Source organism: Dickeya aquatica, assembly GCF_900095885.1.
In the GTDB taxonomy this organism is placed as follows: domain Bacteria; phylum Pseudomonadota; class Gammaproteobacteria; order Enterobacterales; family Enterobacteriaceae; genus Dickeya; species Dickeya aquatica.
On sequence record NZ_LT615367.1, the window covers coordinates 3,435,178 to 3,458,441 of the forward strand.

At 39.8% G+C, this 23,264-nt stretch carries 22 protein-coding genes and 2 pseudogenes; 12 read left to right on the forward strand and 12 right to left on the reverse strand.

Going from position 1 to position 23,264, the window contains the following annotated elements; translation table 11 throughout:
- Positions 1-909 precede the first annotated feature (909 nt).
- From DAQ1742_RS15545 to DAQ1742_RS15560, 4 genes are all read left to right on the forward strand, one after another.
- Complete coding sequence (locus tag DAQ1742_RS15545; protein ID WP_232046530.1) at positions 910-1,416, forward strand: hypothetical protein; 507 nt, start codon at positions 910-912, stop codon at positions 1,414-1,416.
- Between the two features lie 156 nt (positions 1,417-1,572).
- Positions 1,573-2,283, forward strand: coding sequence for a helix-turn-helix transcriptional regulator (locus tag DAQ1742_RS15550; RefSeq protein WP_035340221.1), 711 nt, complete (start codon positions 1,573-1,575; stop codon positions 2,281-2,283).
- A gap of 46 nt (positions 2,284-2,329) precedes the next feature.
- Complete coding sequence (locus DAQ1742_RS15555) at positions 2,330-2,686, forward strand: RidA family protein (protein ID WP_035340219.1); 357 nt, start codon at positions 2,330-2,332, stop codon at positions 2,684-2,686.
- Between the two features lie 34 nt (positions 2,687-2,720).
- On the forward strand, positions 2,721-3,629 hold the full coding sequence (locus tag DAQ1742_RS15560) for a pyridoxal-phosphate dependent enzyme (RefSeq protein WP_035340217.1): 909 nt from the start codon (positions 2,721-2,723) through the stop codon (positions 3,627-3,629).
- A 126-nt stretch (positions 3,630-3,755) separates the two neighbouring features.
- Here the strand turns inward: DAQ1742_RS15560 and DAQ1742_RS15565 are convergent.
- Positions 3,756-4,876, reverse strand: a protein-coding gene (locus tag DAQ1742_RS15565) for an IS3 family transposase (RefSeq protein WP_180706169.1) whose coding sequence is annotated in 2 segments (ribosomal slippage) — positions 3,756-4,618 and positions 4,618-4,876 — 1,122 coding nt in all. Because the reading frame shifts where the segments join, the coding sequence is not laid out codon by codon here.
- A 68-nt stretch (positions 4,877-4,944) separates the two neighbouring features.
- Between DAQ1742_RS15565 and DAQ1742_RS15570 the strand changes: the two are divergent.
- Positions 4,945-6,189 (forward strand): annotated as a pseudogene (locus DAQ1742_RS15570) (MobA/MobL family protein); the annotation flags it as partial.
- 590 nt (positions 6,190-6,779) lie between these two features.
- Here the strand turns inward: DAQ1742_RS15570 and DAQ1742_RS15575 are convergent.
- The 3 genes from DAQ1742_RS15575 to DAQ1742_RS15585 all read right to left on the reverse strand — a co-directional run bounded on the left by DAQ1742_RS15575 (position 6,780) and on the right by DAQ1742_RS15585 (position 9,436).
- The gene (locus DAQ1742_RS15575; RefSeq protein ID WP_035345578.1) at positions 6,780-7,976 is read right to left on the reverse strand and encodes a hypothetical protein; all 1,197 of its coding nucleotides are present in this window, start codon (positions 7,974-7,976) and stop codon (positions 6,780-6,782) included.
- Positions 7,973-8,323, reverse strand: a complete 351-nt coding sequence (locus DAQ1742_RS15580; protein WP_035345580.1) for a hypothetical protein — start codon at positions 8,321-8,323, stop codon at positions 7,973-7,975. Before DAQ1742_RS15580 ends, DAQ1742_RS15575 begins: the two co-directional genes overlap by 4 nt.
- A gap of 198 nt (positions 8,324-8,521) precedes the next feature.
- Positions 8,522-9,436: a hypothetical protein gene (locus DAQ1742_RS15585; protein WP_051124165.1), complete on the reverse strand. Its 915-nt coding sequence runs from the start codon at positions 9,434-9,436 to the stop codon at positions 8,522-8,524.
- Positions 9,437-9,940: 504 nt separating this feature from the next.
- Here DAQ1742_RS15585 and DAQ1742_RS15590 point away from each other — a divergent pair.
- The 4 genes and pseudogenes from DAQ1742_RS15590 to DAQ1742_RS15605 all read left to right on the forward strand — a co-directional run bounded on the left by DAQ1742_RS15590 (position 9,941) and on the right by DAQ1742_RS15605 (position 14,094).
- Positions 9,941-10,785 (forward strand): IS5 family transposase gene (locus DAQ1742_RS15590; protein ID WP_152482109.1). Its coding sequence is split into 2 segments (ribosomal slippage): positions 9,941-10,286 and positions 10,286-10,785, totalling 846 coding nucleotides; the frame shifts between segments, so codons are not numbered across the junction.
- 3 nt (positions 10,786-10,788) lie between these two features.
- Positions 10,789-11,554: pseudogene (locus DAQ1742_RS15595) on the forward strand (MobQ family relaxase); the annotation flags it as partial.
- Between the two features lie 198 nt (positions 11,555-11,752).
- On the forward strand, positions 11,753-13,138 hold the full coding sequence (locus DAQ1742_RS15600; protein WP_035343717.1) for an AAA family ATPase: 1,386 nt from the start codon (positions 11,753-11,755) through the stop codon (positions 13,136-13,138).
- Positions 13,138-14,094, forward strand: coding sequence for a hypothetical protein (locus tag DAQ1742_RS15605; protein ID WP_035343719.1), 957 nt, complete (start codon positions 13,138-13,140; stop codon positions 14,092-14,094). The genes DAQ1742_RS15600 and DAQ1742_RS15605 overlap by 1 nt, the downstream gene beginning before the upstream one ends.
- 599 nt (positions 14,095-14,693) lie before the next feature.
- Here DAQ1742_RS15605 and DAQ1742_RS15610 read toward each other — a convergent pair.
- Positions 14,694-14,969, reverse strand: coding sequence for a hypothetical protein (locus tag DAQ1742_RS15610; protein ID WP_035343721.1), 276 nt, complete (start codon positions 14,967-14,969; stop codon positions 14,694-14,696).
- A gap of 9 nt (positions 14,970-14,978) precedes the next feature.
- Positions 14,979-15,533 carry a membrane lipoprotein lipid attachment site-containing protein gene (locus DAQ1742_RS15615; protein ID WP_035343723.1) on the reverse strand — a complete coding sequence of 185 codons (555 nt, stop codon included), beginning with the start codon at positions 15,531-15,533 and terminating at the stop codon, positions 14,979-14,981.
- Positions 15,534-16,203: 670 nt separating this feature from the next.
- Between DAQ1742_RS15615 and DAQ1742_RS15620 the strand changes: the two genes are divergently transcribed.
- Both DAQ1742_RS15620 and DAQ1742_RS15625 read left to right on the forward strand, forming a co-directional pair.
- Complete coding sequence (locus DAQ1742_RS15620) at positions 16,204-16,581, forward strand: hypothetical protein (RefSeq protein ID WP_035343725.1); 378 nt, start codon at positions 16,204-16,206, stop codon at positions 16,579-16,581.
- A gap of 355 nt (positions 16,582-16,936) precedes the next feature.
- On the forward strand, positions 16,937-17,470 hold the full coding sequence (locus tag DAQ1742_RS15625) for a hypothetical protein (RefSeq protein ID WP_035343727.1): 534 nt from the start codon (positions 16,937-16,939) through the stop codon (positions 17,468-17,470).
- Between the two features lie 579 nt (positions 17,471-18,049).
- On the opposite strand, the gene DAQ1742_RS15630 is transcribed toward DAQ1742_RS15625, so the two are convergent.
- Positions 18,050-18,319, reverse strand: a complete 270-nt coding sequence (locus DAQ1742_RS15630; RefSeq protein WP_051124111.1) for a hypothetical protein — start codon at positions 18,317-18,319, stop codon at positions 18,050-18,052.
- 906 nt (positions 18,320-19,225) lie between these two features.
- On the opposite strand from DAQ1742_RS15630, the gene DAQ1742_RS15635 reads away from it, so the two are divergent.
- A complete protein-coding gene (locus DAQ1742_RS15635) occupies positions 19,226-19,960 on the forward strand; it encodes a helix-turn-helix domain-containing protein (protein ID WP_035343731.1) in 735 nt (244 codons plus the stop codon).
- Positions 19,961-20,143: 183 nt separating this feature from the next.
- Here DAQ1742_RS15635 and DAQ1742_RS15640 read toward each other — a convergent pair whose 3' ends face one another.
- The 5 genes from DAQ1742_RS15640 to DAQ1742_RS15660 all read right to left on the reverse strand — a co-directional run bounded on the left by DAQ1742_RS15640 (position 20,144) and on the right by DAQ1742_RS15660 (position 23,256).
- On the reverse strand, positions 20,144-21,256 hold the full coding sequence (locus DAQ1742_RS15640) for a helix-turn-helix domain-containing protein (protein WP_035343734.1): 1,113 nt from the start codon (positions 21,254-21,256) through the stop codon (positions 20,144-20,146).
- 9 nt (positions 21,257-21,265) lie between these two features.
- Complete coding sequence (locus DAQ1742_RS15645; protein WP_232046532.1) at positions 21,266-22,003, reverse strand: hypothetical protein; 738 nt, start codon at positions 22,001-22,003, stop codon at positions 21,266-21,268.
- Between the two features lie 183 nt (positions 22,004-22,186).
- Positions 22,187-22,438, reverse strand: coding sequence for an H-NS family histone-like protein (locus DAQ1742_RS15650; protein ID WP_035343736.1), 252 nt, complete (start codon positions 22,436-22,438; stop codon positions 22,187-22,189).
- A gap of 63 nt (positions 22,439-22,501) precedes the next feature.
- Positions 22,502-22,867 (reverse strand): hypothetical protein, encoded by a 366-nt coding sequence (locus tag DAQ1742_RS15655; protein ID WP_035343738.1) that lies wholly within the window; start codon positions 22,865-22,867, stop codon positions 22,502-22,504.
- A gap of 86 nt (positions 22,868-22,953) precedes the next feature.
- Entirely contained in the window at positions 22,954-23,256 is a 303-nt protein-coding gene (locus tag DAQ1742_RS15660; RefSeq protein ID WP_035343740.1) for a hypothetical protein, read from the reverse strand.
- Positions 23,257-23,264: the final 8 nt, after the last annotated feature.

Here is a 23,264-nt window from a genome sequence, read left to right on the forward strand (position 1 = left end):
ATCCGTATGTTTATGTTTATTTTTTTCGCAAGAAACTGACGCAGACCGAGCCACCAAATAAAAACCCGGACGCCTGCTCCGCTAGCAGATAAATAATTTTGTAATCCATTACCATTGAGAATTCAGCTCTAACGAATATTGCATAAAAAACACCCCACAACTAATACATTTATCCTTTCTTTTTTGTCAGGATGTTACCTACACCCCGAAAAGAACACCCAAAAACAGCCATGGTTATTTTTAACAAATTGATTTTTATCAATTTGTTTTTGAAATAAAAAAATACAATTTATTGAAAAGAGAAAAAACAGGCATGAAAAAAATAAAATTCACATGTGAAATAACGTATCGAAAGTATTATTTATAAAATTATCTGTCACATCTTAATTAAAAAAATCGGGATTAAACAAACACCTCAAGATGGTAAATGCACTGTCACAAAAACGTCATCAATATGCCAACCCATCGTCACAAAGTTAATTGCCTCGCCACTTAGCAACCAAAGAATATGCTGACGAACGACTTAATCGATATTAACGCTATAAATAGAACCAATATTGATTAACAGTTTTTTACTTTTAAATTTTTCACTATTGCGAGCCGAATGCGATGCTCAATGTATGCTTTGCCAGCCATTGCTATTAGTTACCTGTGCTGTGATTCGGTGATAGGACGGCAAAACAAACTTATTCAGCACCAAAACCCCACCGGGGGAATAAAATTATCTTATTTGTTCAGACCACATCCGTCCGCTACCATAAAACGCCAGCCACTATTCCTCTGGGAATATTTATTAGCGAAATAACCATTATCAATGGCAATATTATTGCTGGCAAGTAACCATTTATTTGGCAAGTAACTATTTATTTGACAAGCATTGATAATAAACAGCATCTATAACAGGGAGTAATGATGTCAGAAATGATCACAGGGATGCCGGTTTGGGCAGGAGTGCTATTAATTTCAACCACAATTTACTGTATAACTTTTTGTTTCAAAAAAGAGATTGGCGTTAAATTCTTGTTACTTATCCCCATTTGTTTTCTTATTTTCTCGCTTGTCTCTTTATTCCAGCAAGGCGCGGTTTTGTCGTCAGGCTTTATATGGCTATTGGGTTTTCTCATCGGCGGTCTTGCAGCAAAGCGACTCTTCGCCTCTCATGACTACCGTTTAGGCCGCAAAGCCGGCACGATAGCGGTGCCGGGCACGTATTCGATCATTACTCTTTTCTTATTCTATTTCCCCCTTCGTTATTATATTGGCTATCGTCAGGCGACTGCCATCGATCACACCCTTAGCCTCCCGCTGGTACTGCTCCTGGCACTGTCATCGGGTGGTGTCGTCGGTTTTTTCACGCTGCGCGCCGGTATTCTTTTTTGGCATTACAGGAAATTGAACACCAAAGAAACGGCATGAGGAGAGTAAACCGGCGGATAGCGCGTTGCAGGAGAGCGGCGTCACCACAGAGCCATACCCCGCCAGGACTTAAACAACAAATAAACAATATGTTGAACAAAACACGCTGCTTCGCTAAATTAGATCAACACATTGTTGATTAAATCGATAGCTGCCATGTCCGCCACGCTCCTCCCGCCCTCATTCGAAGAGGCCGTTTTCTCGTTACTTAGCGCAACCCTTCAGGCCCTGGGCAGCGTCATGCCCGCTAACGTGGAGATAGTGTTGCATGATTTGCGCACGCCTGAGTATTCGGTCGTTGACATCGTCAATGCCCACATCACAGGGCGCAAAAAGGGAGATGCGGTGCTGGCGGGAATGCGTACTGACAAAGGGTTTCTCAGCGTACTGGAAGAGCGTCAGGAGCCGGTTTCGTTGCTGCTGGATTACCCAACCTTCAACCGTGACGGCAGCCCGCTGCGCAGCAGTTCCATTTTTTACCGCAATGGGCATGGCCGCCCGTTTGCCACACTCTGCATCAACGTCGATAACGCCGGTATCCATCACGCCATTTCAATCCTCCAGACGCTGGCAAATACCGTTGCCATTCCCCGGCAACCCGGCATAGAGCCTGCTGCACCGGATGCAGAGCCGGGTCGTGACAATATCGAAGATTTGATGCGTGACATTATTGACTCGGCAACCGCGTTAAGTGCGGGCCGCAGCCGGGCCGACGTTAAAAAAGCCAATTTACTCGCCGTACAGAATATGCAGGAGAAAGGGCTCTTTCTTATCAAAGGCAGTGTTGAAAAAGCGGCCGCCGCCCTTGGTGTTACCCGCTTTACCATCTACAACTACCTCGATGAACTGAAAAATCCTCGCCGTTAACGTACTGGCATATTTGCAGAAAGAACGCACTCACAAAGAGACAGACATGAAACGATATCACTCAACATTGCCCTACCCCTTCGCTAAGGCGGTGGAGGCCAACGGTTTCCTTTTTCTCTCCGGTCAGTTGTCTATGGATGCTCAGGGCCACGCTGTTCATGGCCCGGTGCAGGCACAAACTGTCACCATCATGGAGAATATCGCCCAAACCCTCAGTGACTGCGGTTCATCGCTGCAAAAGATAGTCAAAGTCACGGTGTGGTTATCAGATATGGCGCATTTCCAGACGTTCAATGATACCTATCGCACCTATTTCCCTGACGGCTTTCCCGCGCGCACAACCGTCATCAGCCAGTTGGCTTTCGGTTTGGACGTCGAGCTTGACGTGCAGGCGCTGGCCTAATGCGGCTTGTTTCACCGATAACGGAGTCATTGATATGTCCCTGAGTATAAAAACCCCTCTTCTGGAATCACTCCCTTTGTCGCACCGCCAAACAACGGTGTGGATGAAAATGGAAGCCATGCAACCGTCTGGCTCGTTTAAAATTCGCGGCATCGGCCATGCCTGTGAGTGGCACCTTGCACGGGGAGCCCGGCGCTTTATTTGCTCCTCCGGCGGCAATGCCGGTCTGGCTGTCGCCTATGCCGGGCGTAAACTGGGAGTGCCGGTTATCGTGGTGGTGCCAGAAACCACCTCGGTGCGAGCAAAGCATCTGCTTGAACTGGAAGGCGCACAGGTGATTGTGCATGGAAAAACCTGGTTTGAGGCAAATGAACATGCGCTTTCCCTGCAAGCGACTGATGACGCGTTCCTGCATCCTTTTGACGATCCATTACTGTGGTTCGGCCATGCCGCAATGATAGACGAAGTGCTGGCCGAAGGCGTTCAGCCGGATGCCGTGGTGTTATCCGTCGGCGGTGGCGGCTTGCTGGCAGGGGTCGCGCAAGGACTTGAGCGCAACGGGCTGGGCTCCGTGCCCGTCTATGCCGCAGAAACGCTGGGAATGGCTTCATTCAACGCTTGCGTTCAGGCCGGACACCCCATTGAAATCCCGGCGGTATCCGGTGTGGCGACCTCGCTTGGTGCGCGTCAGGTCTGCCAGCGCGCCTTTGAGCTGTCGCAGCGTGCGCCGATAATACCGGTGCAGGTGACTGACCGTGAAGCCGTCGATGCCTGTCTGGCATTCCTTGATGATCACCGCGTGCTGGTCGAACCGGCCTGCGGCGCGGCGCTGGCTTTGCTATACAGCCAAAAAATCAACGTCACGGCCTTTAAAAATATTCTGGTGATTGTATGCGGCGGCTCAACGGCAACCCTTGAGTCCCTCACCCAGTTCCGTGGCTAAAGCCAGACATCCCCCCTCTGCCGGGCGGCCAGACAGGCCACCCGGCGTAGACAGACCGGCTTTATCTCAAGCGTGCCATAATCAGGCGTCAGCATACTGACCTGCCCCCAGTATTAGATACAACGATCAGTTAGTAATATCGGTTTGTTTACCTTCTAATTTTCCATTTCTCCAGCTTGCTGCAAATTCAGACGGCGTCTGGTAATTCAGCGATGAATGAGGTCTGGACTCGTTATAGTCCTGCCGCCAGTCATTAATGATTTTCCGGGCATGAAGAATATCGCTGAACCAGTGTTCATTCAGGCATTCATCCCGAAAGCGACCGTTGAAACTCTCAATAAATCCGTTCTGCGTTGGCTTACCTGGCTGGATAAGTCGCAACTCCACACCATGCTCAAAGGCCCATTGATCGAGCGCACGGCAGGTAAATTCCGGGCCCTGATCGGTTCTTATTGTCGCCGGATAGCCACGAAAGAGCGCGATGCTGTCCAGAATACGCGTGACCTGAACGCCTGAAATACCGAAAGCAGCAGTGATCGTCAGACACTCCTTCGTGAAATCATCCACACAAGTCAGGCACTTAATCCGGCGGCCGCTGGCAAGTGCATCCATGACAAAATCCATCGACCATGTCAGGTTCGGCGCATCCGGGCGAAGAAGCGGAAGCCGCTCAGTCGCCAGACCCTTACGGCGCTGTCTGCGTTTTACGCCCAGGCCATTGAGATGATAGATGCGGTAGACCCGTTTGTGGTTAACGCAAAGGCCTTCACGACGCAGAAGCTGCCAGATACGCCGGTAACCGAAACGTCGGCGTTCCATTGCCAGTTCGGTGATACGTGCAGACAGATACGCATCAGTAGCCGGGCGGTGCGCATCATAACGGCAGGTCGACAGGGACAAACCTGTCAGCCTGCAGGCACGCCGTTGCGACAGACCTGTCGCTTTGCACATCACTGTCACGGCTTCCCGCTTCTGGTCTGTCGTCAGTACTTTCGGCCCAAAGCCACCTGTAGTGCCTCTTTATCCAGCATGGCTTCGGCGAGCAGCTTCTTGAGGCGGGCGTTCTCTTCTTCAAGTGACTTAAGCCTTTTTACTTCAGGTACGTCCATGCCACCAAACTTCTTACGCCACGTATAAAACGTGGCGTCGGAGATGGCGTACTTACGGCAAAGTTCGCGGGCGGAAACACCCGCCTCGGCTTCGCGAAGAATATTGATGATCTGTTCGTCGGAAAAACGCTTCTTCATGGGGTTGTCCTCATGTTGCTGATGAAGACATTACTAACATCGTCGTGTGTTAATCAATGGGGAGCAGGTCACATATTGTTGAAAGCTCGACAGCATTGTGGAACGAAGTGGAAAGGGTTGAGCGTCAGAAAGACGGTCAAACAGCCCGTTATTTTGATGTGGCTATTCCCTGTGAACTGGACAATGAAGACAAGATAAAACTGGTTGTTGAATACTGCCAGAAGAATTTCGTTGATAAGGGTATGATTGCCGATATAGCCTTCCACGATTTGGATGGTAATAATCCCCATGCACATGTGATGTTGACATTAAAACCGATCACCGCTGATGGCTTTGGTAAAAAAGAAAGGAGCTGGAATGACAAGAAAAACGTAATCCTGTGGCGTGAAGGGTGGTCTGCTCTTGCCAATCGCTATCTTGAAGCATCAGGCGTGTCAGAACGTATTGATCATCGTTCTATTGAGGCTCAACATAATGAAGCACTCGAACATACTGCTATTACCTTGGATGCAGAAGAAAAAGCACTATGGCTTGCCAAGGCAACAGCAACCAGCCGTCCGGCAATGCAGCGTGTTCATCGTGCCAAATGGAACAGTCGAAGCGTTCAGGAAAAACGTGCGGCAGAACAGGCTGTACGTGATGAGATGAAGCTGGAAGCACAGGCTACATACAACACTTTCAAAGATTTGGATCTTCAGATCGTTGTTGACCTCCGAAGCTTTACCGTGTCGCAGCTTCCTGAACCTGTTGAAATCGTCTTACCTGAAATACAACCTCGAACAGAGTTCACTGAAACAGGTTCACAGTCGTCGTCATCAGAAGACCAAAAGCCTGTTCTGGTTGCCCCTGCGCCTCATACACGCACCAAATTGAAAACCCCATCCTCTTCAACTGCCAGAGCGGTCAAACGCGCTCCTGTGAAAACGAAGAGGAAACATGTTGAGCCTCGTCAAAGTGGTTTGTTCAAGCGTTTCACTTTACTGGTAGTGGAATATATAAGAGAAAAATTTGTCTGGGCCAAGAAGAAACCCGCTCCTGTTTCCGTTGATGCGGATCACGATAAACGTATAGCTGAAAACTATGTCTTTGATGAGGTTCAAGGCATCTATGTTTCACGCGCAGAGTTTGAAAAGCGTGTCAGGTTTAACAGTGATGATTATAAGCCTTCACCCACTGAGATTAAACGTTTCCCAAACCGCCCGATTAAACCATCACTGCCTGATAACGAACTTGACTACATACCAACACCTGCTGCCAACAGGGAAAATCCTGTGTCTAAGCTGAGACCTCCCGGTTATAGAAGTAGAGAGTGATCGACAAACAGAATGCTTCTTGCCCAGTAGGCTTGACAGGTTATCTAAAATATTAAATAACCCACTCATTCATAGCAGGAGGTGTATATGGCTTTAAAATTATATTACAGTCCTTTCCATGCGACACGTAATGCTGAAACTGCCAGCAAAATGGTAATGACAATGGATTTACCAATAATGATTATCAATTTCATACAACAGTCTTAAAATAAAAGAACCAATCAATTATTGATACCAATGTATCAATCAGACCATTTCCCATAGATTGAGGTGTTCGCCCCGTTAAATAAGGATCTAGAGTAGAGTTCGTTACAGGGTAAGCAGCAGTTGCATAGTTTGTATATAAGATTGTGAACCATATTAAACATGTCGCGCCAAATGCTTTTATTTTAAAATAACTACTTTTCATCACCAAAGTTTTTTATTTATTAAATTAATTTCAGTTAAATTGTCAATTGTATTAATCATTGTAATTTATTGGTATGATTTTTTTAGAAAACCATTATTAACCGAAGTAATCTCTGTTCAGCATCGTGATTGTTTCGAACAATCATAGAGTGCTGCTTCAAAAAAGGAATACGTACAGCCATTTACGGACGATTTTTAGAAAAACCATTAACGATACACCCTACCTTATCCTCTATGATTAATTTTACAGACTTTATTCCACGTTGTATCTTGCTCAAGTTTTTGTTTGCAATCCATTCACTAGCATGTTTACATCCAATTTCAAAGGCATCCTGATGATATCCATGTGGGTTCTTTTTATTTATTTTACTAAGTATGTAGCTCGTGAATGGAAACCTAACTTTCATACACTCAATAGAATCATCTATTTTACGTTCATTTAAACCATGTAGAATATTCACAACTCCGATAAATTTACTTAGCTGTGGTTTACCCTGATTCAAGTCCCTGCCAATATCATATACTACATTGTCGGCTATAGTAGCTGACATATATTCATGAATTTCATAGAAAGACTTAAATGCTCTCCCATTGCGATCATTCAAATAATTGGCAATACTCGGATATGAGTAATAATTCTCGTTTTTATGCGTTGTCCTATAATGATGTAATGCATTAATAATCAAATTAGAACGAGAAGAATCATACAACCTATCAATGAGAATGCAGCTATATAAATCCGCATAACTTTCTGTTATTGCTTTATGAGCAATACTAGTCACATAATTTATTCCTTCGACACACAACCCGTTCAACTTAACAAACGGATTTAGGAAAGATGCTTCCGGTGTCGTTGGTTCCAATAGATAACCATCACGCTTTTCTAACTGGTGATGAATAGCATGGCCTATCTCATGCAGGAGAACGAGGTTAGTAGCTTCTTCATGACTACAATCTGCTGCCAAGAGCGATTTGTAAACTTCGTATTCATTAACCGCCTTGCCTACTTCGTTCTTATCTTTGTAGAGATTTTTACTAATATAAATGCTTTCTGTTCCCGGTTGATATGAGGTTGTTAACTTACCAACGAAGGTTTTTAGGCTGGGATCGTGGAGAAAGACGTTTACTCTCGATTTCATTCTCGCCCATAATGAGAATTTGTAAAAAATAATAGGAATGGTTTTATCTATTGAAGGAAAATGAGCATTGTTATTTTTGTTTAATAAGTCCAATAATTTCTTATGATCTAAAAGATCATGCTTCTTTGAATCCCTACCATACTCAGTAAAACCAGAATTCGTCATCGTTTTCTGACGTTTTTTATTTACTTTAATAATGAATTTATTAAAAACACTTTCATTATGATATTCTATTTTCACTTATGTGTCATCTCTATTACCTCAACCTCATATTTTTTAATTCTATCATTATCATCAAGAAAAGCAAAAGCTACTGAGAAATTATTTTTTACATGATTTTTTAAGTAACCATCCAAGAAGAATCCAATATCGAAACTATAAATACATTCATTTATATATAATCCCATAACACCGCTTTCCATTTCAATATTAAAATCATTGCGTTTCATTGCACTTTTAATCTCATCTTCTAGTTTACTTTCTGTTCTTATAGCAATAAGAAAAAGCTCCTTATCTATGTCATGAGTATATATTTTAAAATCTGGCTCTATTAACTTCTTATCATCAATTATTAACTCTAACTTCATTTTTTATCTCCTTTATTAAATATGTTATGGAGATAATCAATTTATAACAGGCTGTCAAATAGTCGTTAAAAGCAAAGAGGACCATAGCCCTCTTTTATTATTTTATTCATCATTGATTCGGTTCTTCACTTCAACCAGAAGATACTCTATCGTTAAAAACTCAGCATCGTTGATGATTGGAACTAGAGACACGATTATTTACTCGTTCTTTTTTATAGCAGCCAGAAGCTTGTTATATTCTCCGAATTTGGTAATCTCATAATCTTTTACATTTAAAATAATATTTTCCAATATGCTTATCATTAATTTATTAATCAAATTCAATAAACTTTCTGATGTAACACCAGCAGAACTGTTACCTTTAGTGTATAGTATATTATTATTTTCCAGTAATGCGATATGCCCTAACATTCCTATTTTAGTAAATTCAGCCCCATCTAGGATTAATTTCCCCCTATCATTAGCAATGATATTATCATAATTGTATGAAATTAATTTTTTCAGTATTGATTCACCGAGCATGAATTGTTGATCAGCAGTGAACCTGAGAAAAAGATAATTTTTCACCTCTCCACTACTCGTCCTTAACAATGGAGCGTAATCAAAATTCATTGAGTTATGTTTTATATAATTATTTAATAAAAAAATAATATCATAACTACCATCAATTAAAAATTTCATTGAACTATCAAATGTATTGTGACAACGCTGCAGGTACTCTTCTTTGTAACCCTCGCTAGATTTTGATAAAACACCAATTTCATATCGTTTAAATACGTCTAATTTTGCTTCATCATAACCATTTTTATCTATGTTTTTTCTGAACCCATCAAATCTTGGAGCCAATGGCTTTGGGAGTATCGTTCCAATGATAGAATAAATAACATAGGGAAGATAGTATTCTGCTAACGTTGCTGAATTATTGATAATAATATCATGGTAATAACGGCAGTCATCTTCTACGTAATGGGTATTGCGTGGCCTGTTTAACATAGTAACAAATTGATCACGAAAATATATTAGCTTTCTTAACTGATATTCTAAAGATGTTTCATAGAAGGTTTTTGCTGGTATAGTCCCTTGCCTTGGTTCATATCCGGGTAAAATGGGCATTATTACTCTCCTTAAGATAACCATATTTAATCGATTTAGTCTTTTTTTCTACTTCATTTAGCTTTGAAATAAATACTTTATGTAGATTTGCATAATCATTTTTATAGCTACGATTTTTTTCTAAAAGAAACTCGAGAAAACCCCTTAAAATGGGAAAACCCTGCTTTCCTACAATGTATCTGAGAATTTTTAACGATTTTTTTGATTGCTGACATAATGATCTCTTTAATAAAAAAGATCTTTATCTTATTTTTCTATTTAATATAAAATAAAGTGATTAAATTTTCAATGACATATTCAATATATAAAGAGCTGGCAGTGATGCACGTATTGAACATCGTTCTATTGAGATCCAGCATGATGAAGCCCTTGAGAATGCTACCATTACTTTAGACATTGAAGAAAAAGCACTATGGATTGCTAAGGCAGCATTAACTAGGCTGTGTCCCGTAACTGTTTTTTGTACAATCAGGGACATGATTTTGCCACAAAAAGTACTTCAATTTGGCTCGTTACGATTTTCCCGATGATGCATGGGCGCTGATTTCTCCCATGCTGCCGCCTGAAAGAGGCTCTTCCAGAGGCGGCCGTCCTTACTTTGCTCACCGGCATGTCATGAATGGCATATTTTGGGTGCTTTGCTCCGGCGCGCCATGGCGGGATTTACCTGAGCGTTATGGTCAATGGAAAACGATTTACAACCGCTTTAACCGGTGGTCTAAAGCCGGAGTAATAAACAGTATTTTCAATAAATTACTCCAGATTCTGGATGAGGGCGCACTGATTGACTGGGATGTTATCGCGCTGGATGGCAGTAACGTTCGCGCCCTGAAAGCGGCCGCTGGTGCGAAAAAAAACATCCCGATGAACACGAGGACCATGGGCTGGGTCGCTCACGCGGCGGCTTTGGCACCAAAATCCATCTGGCGACAGATGGCACAGGATTACCGCTAAGTTTTTGCCTGAGCGGTGGACAGGCCCACGAAAGCCGGTATGCGGAAACGTTGCTTAACCGCGTCGGGATTATCCGAAGAAGTGGGCATCTGAAATCGCGTCCGAAAGCGGTACTGGCGGATAAGGGTTACTCAAGTAACAGCCTCCGCATTCATTTGAAAATAAAGGGAATAAAAGTGGTAATTCCGTTTAAATCGAATGAAAAAGCCAGTCAGGACAGACGTCGGCCCCTCGACAGAGGCCTGTACAAAAAACGCAATGTCGTGGAGCGCTGCTTTGCGATACTCAAAGAAAATCGTCGTATCGCTACACGCTCGGAAAAAACAGCCAGAAACTACCTGAGTATGCTAAAGCTGGGGGCGATCAGGTTATTTTTAAAGCGGTTGTTAAGTTAAGGGACACAGCCTAGCCGTCCACCAATGCAACGTGTTCATCGTGCCAAGTGGAACAGTCGCAGCGTTCAGGAAAAACGTGCTGCTGAACAGGCTGTTCGTGATGAGATGAAACAGGAAGCACAGGCTACATACAACACCTTCAAATCTTTGGATCTTCAGATCGTTGTTGACCTCAGAAGCTTTACCGTATCAGAAATGCCTGAGCCTGTTGAAATCGTCTTGCCTGAAATACAACCTCAAACAGAGTTCTCTGAAACAGGTTCGCAGTCATCATCATCAGAAGACCAAAAGCCTGTTCTGGTTGCCCCTGCACCTCATACACGCACCAAATTGAAAACCCCATCTCCTTCAACGGCCAGAACGGATAAACGCCCCCCCTGTTAAAAGCAAGAGGAAGCAGGTTAAACCTCATCAGGATGGTGTGTTCAAGCGTTTCACCCTACTGGTGGTTGAATATATAAGGGAGAAATTCGTCTGGGCAAAGAAGAAGCCCATTCCTTCTGATGTTGAGCACGATAAACGTATTGCCGAAAACTACGTGTTTGATGAGATTCAGGGCATATATGTACCACGAGCTGAGTATGAGAGACGTGCCAAGTTTAACCGTGATGATTACAAGCCAACAGCGGATGAGATCAGGCGTTTTCCTAAGCGTCCACAGCAAAACTCCAGTGATGGCAGCGTTCTGCCCTATGCACCATCATCACAGTTGAAAAGCTTTGCGTCCCCGAAAATGAGCGCAAGATCATTCCGTAATATCATAAAATGAAATATAGTATATACTACTTCCAGCAACTCTCTGAGAAAAAGCTCAAAATGCAACAAAGTCATAATTCTTTTTATTTTAATGAATTAATTACTCATCACAGACAAAGTACTTTTAGTCATACTAATAATACAATTATATTATTTTCACGATAAGTATCGCTCACAATAAACTCACTAACGTAATAAAAAAAGGATAAATATGTTATCTAATATTAAGCTAAAGAATTTCAAATCATTTTCTTCGGAAACTGAAATTCCCTTGGCTCCCATAACACTAATATATGGTCCAAACTCCTCCGGCAAAAGTAGTATCATTCAATCTCTTCTCGCTTTAAAACAAACACTTACGGGAAAAAACAAAAACGGCGAATTTATATCTTCTGGAGATTGCTTAGATTTGGGTGATTTTGAGTCTGTCATCAGCAATCACGAATTAGCCCGAGATTTGTCTATTAGCATATCGTTTAAGAATGGAATGAGCATTACAGAGTATAATGATGAGTTCATGTTTCAACCAATATTTGGTGCGGAAGATGTAAGGCAATTCAGTGCTACCTATAAACATTCTGAAACCAATCAGACGAACAACTTGACCAGTAATAAAAATTATTTATCAGATTTTAAATATACTGCCACTCAAGCAAAATCAGAAAAAAAACTATTTGAAATGGATGTAATAGGCACCAAGCTTGGTAATTACTCTTTCGACAACAATGGATTTGATGATTTGTCCATTTTTTTTAATAAACGTGACCGTCGAACCAAAAAATTAGAAATACCAGAATATTATAATGAACTTATTAGCGCAAAAATTGCAATATCGCCAATTCTGGCAATTCCTATATACTCGCCTGTAAGAGAAGATTTTAATATAATAACTAATTACTTTAACTCTATCGCTTACGAAATACGGCATGAGCTTTTAAAAATAAATTATCTTGGTCCACTGAGAACTCACCCTAGAAGGTTTTATTCATCCGAAAGAGAAAATATCAAGAAGAACAAAGGCCAGACAAACTTAGGGGCAGACCTATATTATGGTGGAGAGTTAGGGCAGGAAAAGGTCAACTATTGGTTGAATAAATTTGATATCCCTTACAAATTAAGTGTAGAAAATATCGGAAACAGTATTACTGGTAATATTATCTCACTGATGCTTTGTGATACGAGAAATAATACAAGCGTCACTCCTGCTGATGTTGGGTTTGGAATAGGGCAGGTTCTTCCAATAATCACTTGTGCAGTAACAAAAAAAAGCCAAACAATATGTGTTGAGCAACCTGAGATACATTTGCATCCCAGATTACAAGCACATCTTGCAGATTTATTTATTGAGACTTCAAGTAGTGATGATGGAAACCAATGGATAATAGAAACTCATAGTGAGGCTCTGATCCTTAGATTACAGAGAAGAATTAGAGAAAAGAAAATAGATAAAAATTTCGTCAAGGTACTTTATGTCGATGTTGGGCTATCAGGATCTAGTATTATGGAATTACCATTGGACGAGGAAGGTGATTTTTTAAAACATTGGCCGGAAGGATTCTTTGAGGAACGAATGAAAGAAACTATGGGGATTGACTAATGTTAACGGAGTTTCATTTCGATGAATTCTATCTAGGAAGCGATGAATTCGATAGTGAAAATGCTATTTTCATTCATAGGAAAATAATGGAGTCATGGAAAGATTTTGGCTGTTTCATTTATCCTGATGTAAAGAAGTCAGAGTATATCACATGGATAAATGGCCTTGATCCAAAAATATCAAAATTATGGAATGTAGCATTTTCACATTATAAAAAAAGTCCAATGTTAAGTAACTATAAGCCAGTCTGCGATTTTAATAATTCTCTTGATATAGAACATTCTTACAAACCTGACGAACTTGATTTGATAATCATACCTAATAACTCACAGCTTATCAGTCAGACACTTAGTGCAACGCATAAATTAGAAATATCTAAAACAATCGAAATTACAGATAGTTTGAGCTTTTCTAATAGTAAGTCTTTATGTGAAAAAGATATAGCGGGAGGAGAGTCAATAGATGATATATTAGAAAAAAGATTTAGAAAATTAATAAAACATTCAAAGAAAATAACCATAATTGATAGATATTGGGCAAAGAATCATGAAGAAGATATCTCCCGTAGAAAACCTGCATTAGAGAAAATCTTAGACTTCATATATATTCTGAAAAAAAACATTTCAGTAGTGATCTACACATCAAACGTCGATAGCTCAGATAATTACAATACGACTTTAACTAACTATGTTAATTTTACATTAAAAAAATCTCCAAATTTTAGTAAGTACATTTCTTACTTCGAGATTTCCGTTTGCGACGATTCGTTGTTTCAACCGAAAGGACATGACAGATACATTGCATTTGATGATAAGATTTGTATCTTAGGAAGGGGGATCTCCATTTTTAGAGCTTACCCCGTTCAAAATTGCACTTTTAATATTAAAGACATAAATCAAACTCAATTTAATTCAATTTTAAAGGAATTTTCTAGAAACAGAAAACTTGTAATTTAAAAATTATTATTTTTCCCAGCTCTAGTTTTATTATACAAAGGATAGTGAAGAATATTTTATTATTATTGAATAATGTATGTTCTATTTTTTAGTTTTCTAGTCGGTGATCCATATGGTGATCACCGCCTTCAATCTCAAGTAAAACTTAGCGCAAAAAAATAATTTAATATGTTTAATATGTTTAATATGCTTAATATGCTTAATATGCTTAATATGCTTAATATGCTTAATATGCTTAATATGCTTAATATGCTTAATATGTTTAATATGTTTAATATGCATAATATCACAACATCGTATTATATCTCATCAGGCAGATGATATTAATCACATCATTAGAAAAAATTTCTTGTTCTCGATATCATAATGAAGTTGTAATTACACCTTACACACGCTCATAGTAAAAAATTAATTGATTTTCATTCTTATTGATAACTTATAGTTTTATATTATTTCGCTTTTAAAAAGCGTTCATTAGATATAACCGATGTAACTATTTATATTGGGCGGGATATTATAGACCCGAGTTTAAATTCCTGTGGTAAATAAACCACGCCCATGTAATAAGACGTGGCTCGGATTTACTTTCTGTATTGAAATTACATCCTTCGCCTGAAAACAACATTATCAGAAAAGATAGCCTTCCCAGCGACAAACCCAACGGCAGCTATTATTGGCAGACTGATAGTAGTTCCAGCTATGCCTGTAGACATACCGATCAACGCTGACAGACCAAAAGCCAGCAGCATAACAACAGCTGCATACCATTGTGGAAAGGCTCCATATAAAACAGTCGCCATACAGCCAGTACATACGTGGACACCGCGCTGGCTTTCCTTTAAGCAGAAAGGACACTGGATAGTTTTGTTTTCCATAATAGCCTCTTAGTTAGCCTGCCAGCCGTTATTGGTTTTCACCAGAACAGTTTTGGTTTCTTCGGGTGTAGCCATCCCTTTGACGCCAGAAAAGGCTTTCTTATCCACCCAGCCCGGTACACCATCCAGTTTCCACGTATAGGTCACTTGCGTCATTTTAACGCCATTACCTTCGCTGGGTTCGGTCCAGCTTTTAATCTCAGCAACAACACGATGACCCACACAGGCACCATCTTTGCGATCCCAGAACTCAACCTCCTGACCTTTATCGGTAACTTCCAGAACATCAACGCTGCTAAACCCGTTAGATTCTTGCGAAACCTTTAACAGCCCCTGTTCAACAAGTCCTTTAAGGATTTCATCACTGGCACTGTATCCGGCAGAGCGGAAACCACGGTTCACACGTCTGGGGAAGCCTTTATTGAATACAACATCATTGTCATTGAGTGAGTAGCACACTTTGGACTGTGATATTTTTGCGTTGATAGCCTTCTCAAAGTCGCCTTTCTCACCACATCCCGCCAGAACCAGTGCCGTGCCAGCAACGAGCAAAATCTTCTTCATCTGCTTATCCATCCTGATAATCAAAAACGCTGTCATTTAAGGGAGGCGACTGTTTACCGGTATCCGTTACAGTTTGTTCTGACAGACACATAAGAGCAAAGCCACCTCATTAACCAATTGATAGCTTTCAATTATTTCTGCTGGCCGTCATATCGTTTGTAACGATCAAAACCGGAATAATGATAGATATTAACTATCATTAATTTTATATCGATCGATTAAAACAATTAAAATACCGATCGATAAATCGATTTTAATCGTTATTATCTATCAATAATTAATTATCGATCTGATATACCGATCATTTTACTTGCCATACCTGACGCTGATAGATAGAGTTAACCAGAGGCTCACAAAGCGATTTGCCACGTACTTCTGGCTCAGTAAAAACAAAGCCTTTCAGATGGTAAGAAACGCACTACAGGCTGTTTTATGGGGCAGGAATGGCTGTTATGCACATCAGGGGAAATACACAGGCAAGGTTTCATATGGAATAACGTGATAATCACTTAATTTACTCGATTACTCGTTCACCTAATGTTTTTCCATTCTTCTGTGGAGGCACATGCTCGTCAGTAATCAATGAAACAGGCTTGTGGCGGTTTATGACCAACACGACTTTTAATCTCGCTCACACTACTTTTTATTGTTATGTTTTATCGGAGTTAATATGAAGAAACTGCTTATTGCGGCACTGGTGATCCTGCCTCTTTCCGCCTGCACGACTTATGGTAATAAATCCCTGAAAAACGAAACACAACAGACCGTTAAAACCAAAATCGTTAAAGGGAAAACTACGCAACAGGAAATCTTGGCTGCATTCGGGGAGCCTCAAACACGCGCCACTAATGATGGTCAGGAAATGTGGTCCTACTCCAGTATGTCAGGCGAGAGTCAGATATCGAACTACGTTCCCGGTCTGGCACTACTGAAGAACAGCAACACCGCTCATATGAACTCCCTTGAGATCTGGTTCAAGGGAAATGTTGTTGAGCGATATAATTTCAGTCAGACGGCGAGTAAAGTCTCGCGTGGGCTGTTGGATTAATCCATATAAAAGGCCTAGTATCCTTCCTGACATTTATCCAATACCAAGAAAGCCTCAGCATCTGTTGAGGTTCTTTTTATAGCGTTATGGACACCAGAGCATCGAACTGCAGCAATCGCTTATAATCCTGTTACTCATTTCCGCTAAAACACTCATTTTTTAATTTCTTCCATTGAAAATATTTATATAACTTCAAAAAAAATCAAGATGACAAAATTTTATCCGATAACTATATCTCTCACTTACTTTAATTGGTTATAAAATGACTTTTAATGATTTTGATTTCAGCTTTAGTTTATTAGGTACTATTTTTTCCGTACCTATGTGTGTTTTTTTATTCAACGTATATCATACAATGACGAAATTCAAGATTGAAAACATTGAAAAACTTAAAAATATCATCCATGATCCTCTTGCGGATAATCATTTCACAGAAGCTATTTTTCGATCAATTTATAAAACGAGATATGTCTCTTCGGAAGAAATAAAAATCCTTCTAAATCAAAAAAACCCAACAAGGCTGTGCTATCGCTATGCCAAAATAAATAAGTGGTGGAAAATAACAGAACTATTTTTCATTGATGAAAAATTAGAATTTAGATATTCGACGCCATTTAGGACAAAAAATATGAGAAAATGGTGGGCGTGGGGACTAAGCATTTTATCATTATCTACATGTCTCATTGCTGGATATTTTTTAGCTGCATTAACTTACAATACACTGTCAGCTAAAATATTAAGCAATGATGAACTCATTCTTTATACAGCTTATACCATTTTTTTCCTATTAATTTATAGTTATTCATTTTTGTTAGCAACTAGTATCCTGCTTGTTGAATTTAGAATAAAATGGATATATGAAATAATATCAGCAAGAGAAATACAATAGTTACTTAATGGGCCATCGTGGCCCATTAAAACAACATGCATTTTTTAATTAATATTAAAATATTTATCAGAAATAGATTCCGTGTAATTTACCTAACGGCGATAGTTTATTTATACCTGAGTTGATTTTAACGCAGTGGTTTTCTAATTTATTCAAAATTTACTTATCAACAGGTTGTAGAGATTGAATTATCCGTGCTTAAAAATATTTGTGTCTTCTATTCTTTCGGAAAAAATTCGAAAAAAAGAAACTCGCTTAGGGCTGTGTCCACATTACGTGGGTAGGATCACATAGCCATTGGTCAGATCTCGCATAGAGGCAAGGTTTACTATTCTGATGTCTGTACCTTTGTATTCCGCTACTGGATAGCCCATATCGGTGTGAAGTACGATACCGACAGAGGCTTCCAGTTCGGATAAGAAGATATCTTCTTGTTATGACTTCACGCAGATCCTGTAGGCCAAGAGCATTCATCAACACCAGTTCGTCAGGTGCATTGGCCTTTACTCTGCCACAGTAAGATTAATCATCCAGAACACTGACGGGTGTGTTGGGATGATAGTTGTTATAGGTTCCGGGTTATGGCATCAGCGATCTTACTGTTTCTTCGCTGACTTGGCTGAGTTCAGAAATTAATCTCCCATACACATTTACCATTCGTTCCTTATCGCAATCATTCGCTGATGCAGATAGGAAAAAAGAATCGTAATCTTTAACATAGATGTTATTACCGTTTTCAAAGGTAAGTTTTATACCTTGTTCGTTCTCTTCAACGTCTTTAATCATACAGGTCATAAATGGTATTTTTTCTTTGGCATGAAAAATCATAATGATTTGAATATTATTCATTTTTATTCTCCTTGTTGCTTTATTTTTCAATACCATATTTTCATTATAAAATTCAAATTAACTCTTGAACAATAACGTTTTACTTACTATTTTCATTTTCTTTTGAAAAAATATTTATCTTATGAGCTAACGCTCATATGTGCTGTCGAAAACGATAAACCCGTTTTCATGAGCACGGCTACGCCCTAACTCTGATATAAATAATTTTCTATTTTGAGAAGAAAACTTTCAATTTTTGGAAAAAAGAAAAGATCTCGTTCAGATCATTTCATCATCAATTAATAAAATTGATCCTATTTTTAAACATAGTGTTAATACTATAACATATAGCATTTGCTCTTAAACGCATAGGAAAACTATATTCAAAGAAGCAGCACTTCGTGATTGTCCGAAACAATCACACTGCTGGACAGGGCTTGCCCCTGTTAATGATGGATTTATCCATAAAGAATTGCGGCGATAGCCGCCAATAAAATAAAAGGAAAACAATTTAGTATTCCTATAAAATCAGCAGCGCTTCGTGATTGTATTAAAAAATCACTTCGCTGAAAATAACTCTCAAGAAAACCACATATTCCCACGTAAAACACTCCGCACATAAGAAAAAAGGAAAACTGGACTCTCTTAACTTCTTACTAATTATTTAATTATAAACACTGTCTCAACCCAATAAAATCAAGGCTTCACAACTTTTTTTGCTATGTTCGAACATAGCGGAATCCTATGTGCGCACATAGATCTATCCTATGTTCGAACATAGCGAGATCTATGTTTGAACATAGGTTTTTTAACATATAACAATAGCATAATAATAAAAGTCCTATTTTATTTATAGTTTAACTATTGACTTTTATTTTTCTGCATAGTATTAAAAATAACATAATAAAAACTATAAGAGAGAATAATATGAATACTAATGACACTGAACTACTTCGCTTATTTGAAACATTAACCACTGAACAAAAGATTGATATCGCAAGACACTTGCTGCAAAACAAAGATATAAAATCGACCACTGTTATTGCAACAGAAGAAGATAAAGCAATCTCATTTGCACAGCCTTACGTTTTTGCTTTCACGTCCAACTTTCGTGTTTTTTCTGATTTAGATATATCTAAGAATGAATTCCGTGTATTAACTTATATTTTAGAATACATGGAGTTCGGAAATCTTATCAATCTGTCTCAATCATCACTCTGTAAAGCATTGAATATCGCATCCGGTAATATGTCAAACATATTCAAAAAACTAAAACAGAAAGGAATACTCGTTGAGCATCATGGTCATCTGTATATTAACTCGAACATTTTCGCCAAAGGTCTAAGCCATCAACTTGATGAGAAGCGTAAGGAGCATTTAAGTAATGCCAGAAGTCTTCATGCGGAGCTTCAACAATATCCAGAAAACTATTCTGATTACTCAAAGCAAGAAAGACGAAACTTAGCGTTAGAAACAGAAACTAAAGAGATCTACACGGACGCATTTATTTTTAGTAAGAAGAAAAAAAATAATGCTGTTCCGAACGCTAAAAACAGTATCAAGATCGATAAACCACGAAAGGTATACAAACGAACGAAAGAAAATGAAGCGGCAAGAAAAAACTTAGTTAATTTAAACATTCACTTAAAAACCGCTTCCTGAAAAAGTGAATATTCAGTGAGGAACTAATATTGTACTTTAAGAATAAATGACATAACATCCTAAATTACACAAAAAATTGCGTATAGAAAATGTATTAAAATTTTTTTGGAAGGAACAGTATACAAGGCTTGTGGAGATAACTATAAATACGGCGGAATCGCCCGCCGTTCGTAACAAATAATCCTATTTGACAAGGCTTAACTGGGGAGGTTGCTTACGCTCAATATTCGATTGAGGACCGTCGCCTGTAATAGCTTCCATGAAGAAGCGGTTGTTAAACGTCAGGGCACTTACTTCATCAGCAGGGAACCTAAGTTGCCCGAGGATCTCGGTGCGCTTCATCCCTTGAGTGTGCAATGCTGAAAAGACCTTTTCCAAAATCAATGATTTCTCACGTTCTGGCATACCTTGAGGTTCTCCCGTACGGTAACCACGACGGTTAAGCTCTATTGAGAGTTGGCGATAATGCCACTCTGTCGATAACCCAACATCAAACGTCCGTCGCACTAGTGCAGCTAGTGAAACTTTCCAGTTCCTCTTTAGCAAAATGAGCTGATCCAGTCTTGGCATCCTTGGAACCGAGGCTAAGATACTACGTTCAGGCATCAAGAATGCCGATGCAAAACGGTCTGCATCCTGTTCCGCCTGACGCCCATTGTTACATGAATGCTTATGAAGAACTAAATGGCCAAGCTCATGAGCCGCGTCAAAACGGCTCCGTTCTGGAGTTTTCATTGTGTTCAGCAGAACAAAAGGTTTTTCGTCCATCCAAAAAGAAAAAGCATCCACCTCAACGCAATTTTCAGCAAGTGAAAAAACTCTAATACCATTGACTTCAAGCAAGTGAACTATGTTGGATATCGATAATTCACCTATTCCCCAAGCTTCCCTAACCGTTCTGGCGGCACGTTCAGGTTCTGAATAGCCATCAAAGCTACAGTCAGGAACGTTAGGTTTTGGTAACTTGAATTGCCCGTCAATCCATGCCGATAATTCCTGTGCCAACTTCCCAGCCCCAAGAGCTGAATCACGTTTTTGCGCACTTAATTTTGTCATTGCGCGAAAACTGACTGCCTCGGGTGTTAACGAAGGAACATCCCGATCGAGGAAAAACTCGATGGGATATTCTAAGACAGCAGAGATTCTCTCCATACTATCGCTTGCGATCGCATCAAAGATACCGGCTTTTTCATAGTTAGAAATTGTCTTGCTGGTTAACCCAGCCGCTTCAGCTAGTGCTCTTTGAGTCAGGCCTCTTCGTTCTCTTGCTATACATAAACGCTCTGAATTAAACATGTTGCATATTTAGCCTGTTTTCAAAATGTCGAGATCGATGTCAGGTGTAAACTGAGGAGCATCACCGTTCCGAACAATTGGATCCGGTTGATGAATATCAAGAATCAAACGAGTAGAGAAGCTGTTAACAACATTCTTGTTATTGTAAGAAACAGGTCGAGACAGCTCTGCACGAATGCCTTTCCGATCGAACTCATCCAGATCATATAACTCGTAAAGTAAAAACCATAAGTCCCTTCCGATTTTATTAGTAAGTAAGGGAATAATATCGCCTTCCGGCAGGTCTAAATCTAGCTTGATCTGACTATCGCCCAGCGTTAACTCCCCCTGACCCGGGTTGTTATTATGGATTAACCCCATAAGCTCTCGAGTAAAGTCGCCCTTCTTCATACTTGACTCAGGATAGCCCTGAATCAAGCCAGTCTGACTGCAACCACGGCAAAGGTAAATTGCCACCTTATCGCTGACGGTCAACTCTACGTTTCGCAAAGACAATCGCGTATATCCTTTGGATGCAAGAATTTCACGGGCTGCACTTACACCTTCACCGTAGAAATACTGCCCCCGAGAAGTTGCGGGGTGGTTTTGTGTCGTCGAATAGCGACCAGACAAGCCACGCTCAAGGATACGCGCAAGATCGCTTTGGCTAAGATTCATCGGCTGCAGGTAAGATTCGACATCATTCGGATCAGCCAATACAACGGTTTTTGCGAGATTATGCGAGTACATCGGTAAAGGCTCCATCATTATTTTCCCTTTTTTATACCTCATTTGAGGGGTAAAAACAAGAAAACAACTGGATGAATCAACAGAGGCGCAAGGCACGTCGTTTTGACCTACTTCCGCTTTACTATCTCTTTTGGAGGTTTAACATTCGCCTCTGGCATAAAGCTGTCTGTCAGATTTGGTATTGCCCTGAGCAGAAAAGTATCAAATCAAGTCTGATTCAATAGAGCATAGCTCCTCGGGTGATACCCTATCCTTCTCCATCAACTTGAGGAGCCTCTTCATCCTCAGCTTACGCGCTTTCTTCTCACCAATCTCCTGATAGTATTCTTCACGGCGCTCTGCTACCACCTTGCGGAACTTCTTCAACAGTTGATTCAGTGTTTTTATGTCTGTCGTAGCCGCTTCTGCTTGGATTTTTCTGTACATAAACATTACGTGGAACTCATCAATCATAGTAAACCTCTTAGTTTTAATATCTATATTATTTCCCTCTCAACGAGGGAATATAGCCATTGATCAATGGCGATTTACTGTTATTTTAAGTTTCCAATAAGCAGGACCGTCAGTGTCATTCTGATTTATGTTTTTTAACACCAGTTCAATGATGTGTTCTTTATGCCAAAATAAAATCTTTTCCTTTAACTCATCAACGTTAATTTCAGATAAATCTTTATATCTCTCATCTTTAACACATACTTCAACCTCATGCGCAATCAGAATGTCATAAAATATCTCTGACAGTTTTTCCCCTGATACAATATTCATTGCCGTTTCAGACTCTTTTTCATTTATGTGATAAATCATTTCGCAATACCCCTGTAATACTGTTGAAATAATATATATTACCGTTTCACTTTTTTCATTTAATACTATCTCTTTCATTTTTAATCCTTCTGTTATATTTATGGTTGTTAGCCCCTTGCGGGGCAACTGTTTTTATATTTTGTGCATATCTATTTCAGTAGAATCTATAAAGATTTGCGAACAAACAAATATGAATGCATCACCAATAGTTCCGTGACAGTTTTAAGATCAACTTCGTCAATACTTCCGTGATTTCCTTCTTGCTGTATGAAACTTTCAAAGTTATCAGTAATATGATTTATCACACGCACTACGACCGCACTCATATAACAAGCATTATCAATGTATTTTTTAATATCTTCCCCGTGAGTATTTTTTAACTCGCTCCAACTAACCTCAAATGATCTTTTAGCAAGATCAAAGAATAGTTCCGTAGATTTATTTTTTACTTTATATTTTTTAGACATAATCAACC

Excerpts from the sequence above, each read along its gene's own strand:
- DAQ1742_RS15545 (WP_232046530.1), top strand. The coding sequence starts at position 910 with ATGATGTCAGAAATGATCACAGGGATGCCGGTTTGGGCAGGAGTGCTA.
- DAQ1742_RS15550 (WP_035340221.1), top strand. The coding sequence starts at position 1,573 with ATGTCCGCCACGCTCCTCCCGCCCTCATTCGAAGAGGCCGTTTTCTCG.
- DAQ1742_RS15555 (WP_035340219.1), top strand. The coding sequence starts at position 2,330 with ATGAAACGATATCACTCAACATTGCCCTACCCCTTCGCTAAGGCGGTG.
- DAQ1742_RS15560 (WP_035340217.1), top strand. The coding sequence starts at position 2,721 with ATGTCCCTGAGTATAAAAACCCCTCTTCTGGAATCACTCCCTTTGTCG.
- DAQ1742_RS15580 (WP_035345580.1), bottom strand. The coding sequence starts at position 8,323 with ATGAAGTTAGAGTTAATAATTGATGATAAGAAGTTAATAGAGCCAGAT.
- DAQ1742_RS15585 (WP_051124165.1), bottom strand. The coding sequence starts at position 9,436 with ATGCCCATTTTACCCGGATATGAACCAAGGCAAGGGACTATACCAGCA.
- DAQ1742_RS15600 (WP_035343717.1), top strand. The coding sequence starts at position 11,753 with ATGTTATCTAATATTAAGCTAAAGAATTTCAAATCATTTTCTTCGGAA.
- DAQ1742_RS15605 (WP_035343719.1), top strand. The coding sequence starts at position 13,138 with ATGTTAACGGAGTTTCATTTCGATGAATTCTATCTAGGAAGCGATGAA.
- DAQ1742_RS15610 (WP_035343721.1), bottom strand. The coding sequence starts at position 14,969 with ATGGAAAACAAAACTATCCAGTGTCCTTTCTGCTTAAAGGAAAGCCAG.
- DAQ1742_RS15615 (WP_035343723.1), bottom strand. The coding sequence starts at position 15,533 with ATGAAGAAGATTTTGCTCGTTGCTGGCACGGCACTGGTTCTGGCGGGA.
- DAQ1742_RS15620 (WP_035343725.1), top strand. The coding sequence starts at position 16,204 with ATGAAGAAACTGCTTATTGCGGCACTGGTGATCCTGCCTCTTTCCGCC.
- DAQ1742_RS15625 (WP_035343727.1), top strand. The coding sequence starts at position 16,937 with ATGACGAAATTCAAGATTGAAAACATTGAAAAACTTAAAAATATCATC.
- DAQ1742_RS15630 (WP_051124111.1), bottom strand. The coding sequence starts at position 18,319 with ATGAATAATATTCAAATCATTATGATTTTTCATGCCAAAGAAAAAATA.
- DAQ1742_RS15635 (WP_035343731.1), top strand. The coding sequence starts at position 19,226 with ATGAATACTAATGACACTGAACTACTTCGCTTATTTGAAACATTAACC.
- DAQ1742_RS15640 (WP_035343734.1), bottom strand. The coding sequence starts at position 21,256 with ATGTTTAATTCAGAGCGTTTATGTATAGCAAGAGAACGAAGAGGCCTG.
- DAQ1742_RS15645 (WP_232046532.1), bottom strand. The coding sequence starts at position 22,003 with ATGATGGAGCCTTTACCGATGTACTCGCATAATCTCGCAAAAACCGTT.
- DAQ1742_RS15650 (WP_035343736.1), bottom strand. The coding sequence starts at position 22,438 with ATGATTGATGAGTTCCACGTAATGTTTATGTACAGAAAAATCCAAGCA.
- DAQ1742_RS15655 (WP_035343738.1), bottom strand. The coding sequence starts at position 22,867 with ATGAAAGAGATAGTATTAAATGAAAAAAGTGAAACGGTAATATATATT.
- DAQ1742_RS15660 (WP_035343740.1), bottom strand. The coding sequence starts at position 23,256 with ATGTCTAAAAAATATAAAGTAAAAAATAAATCTACGGAACTATTCTTT.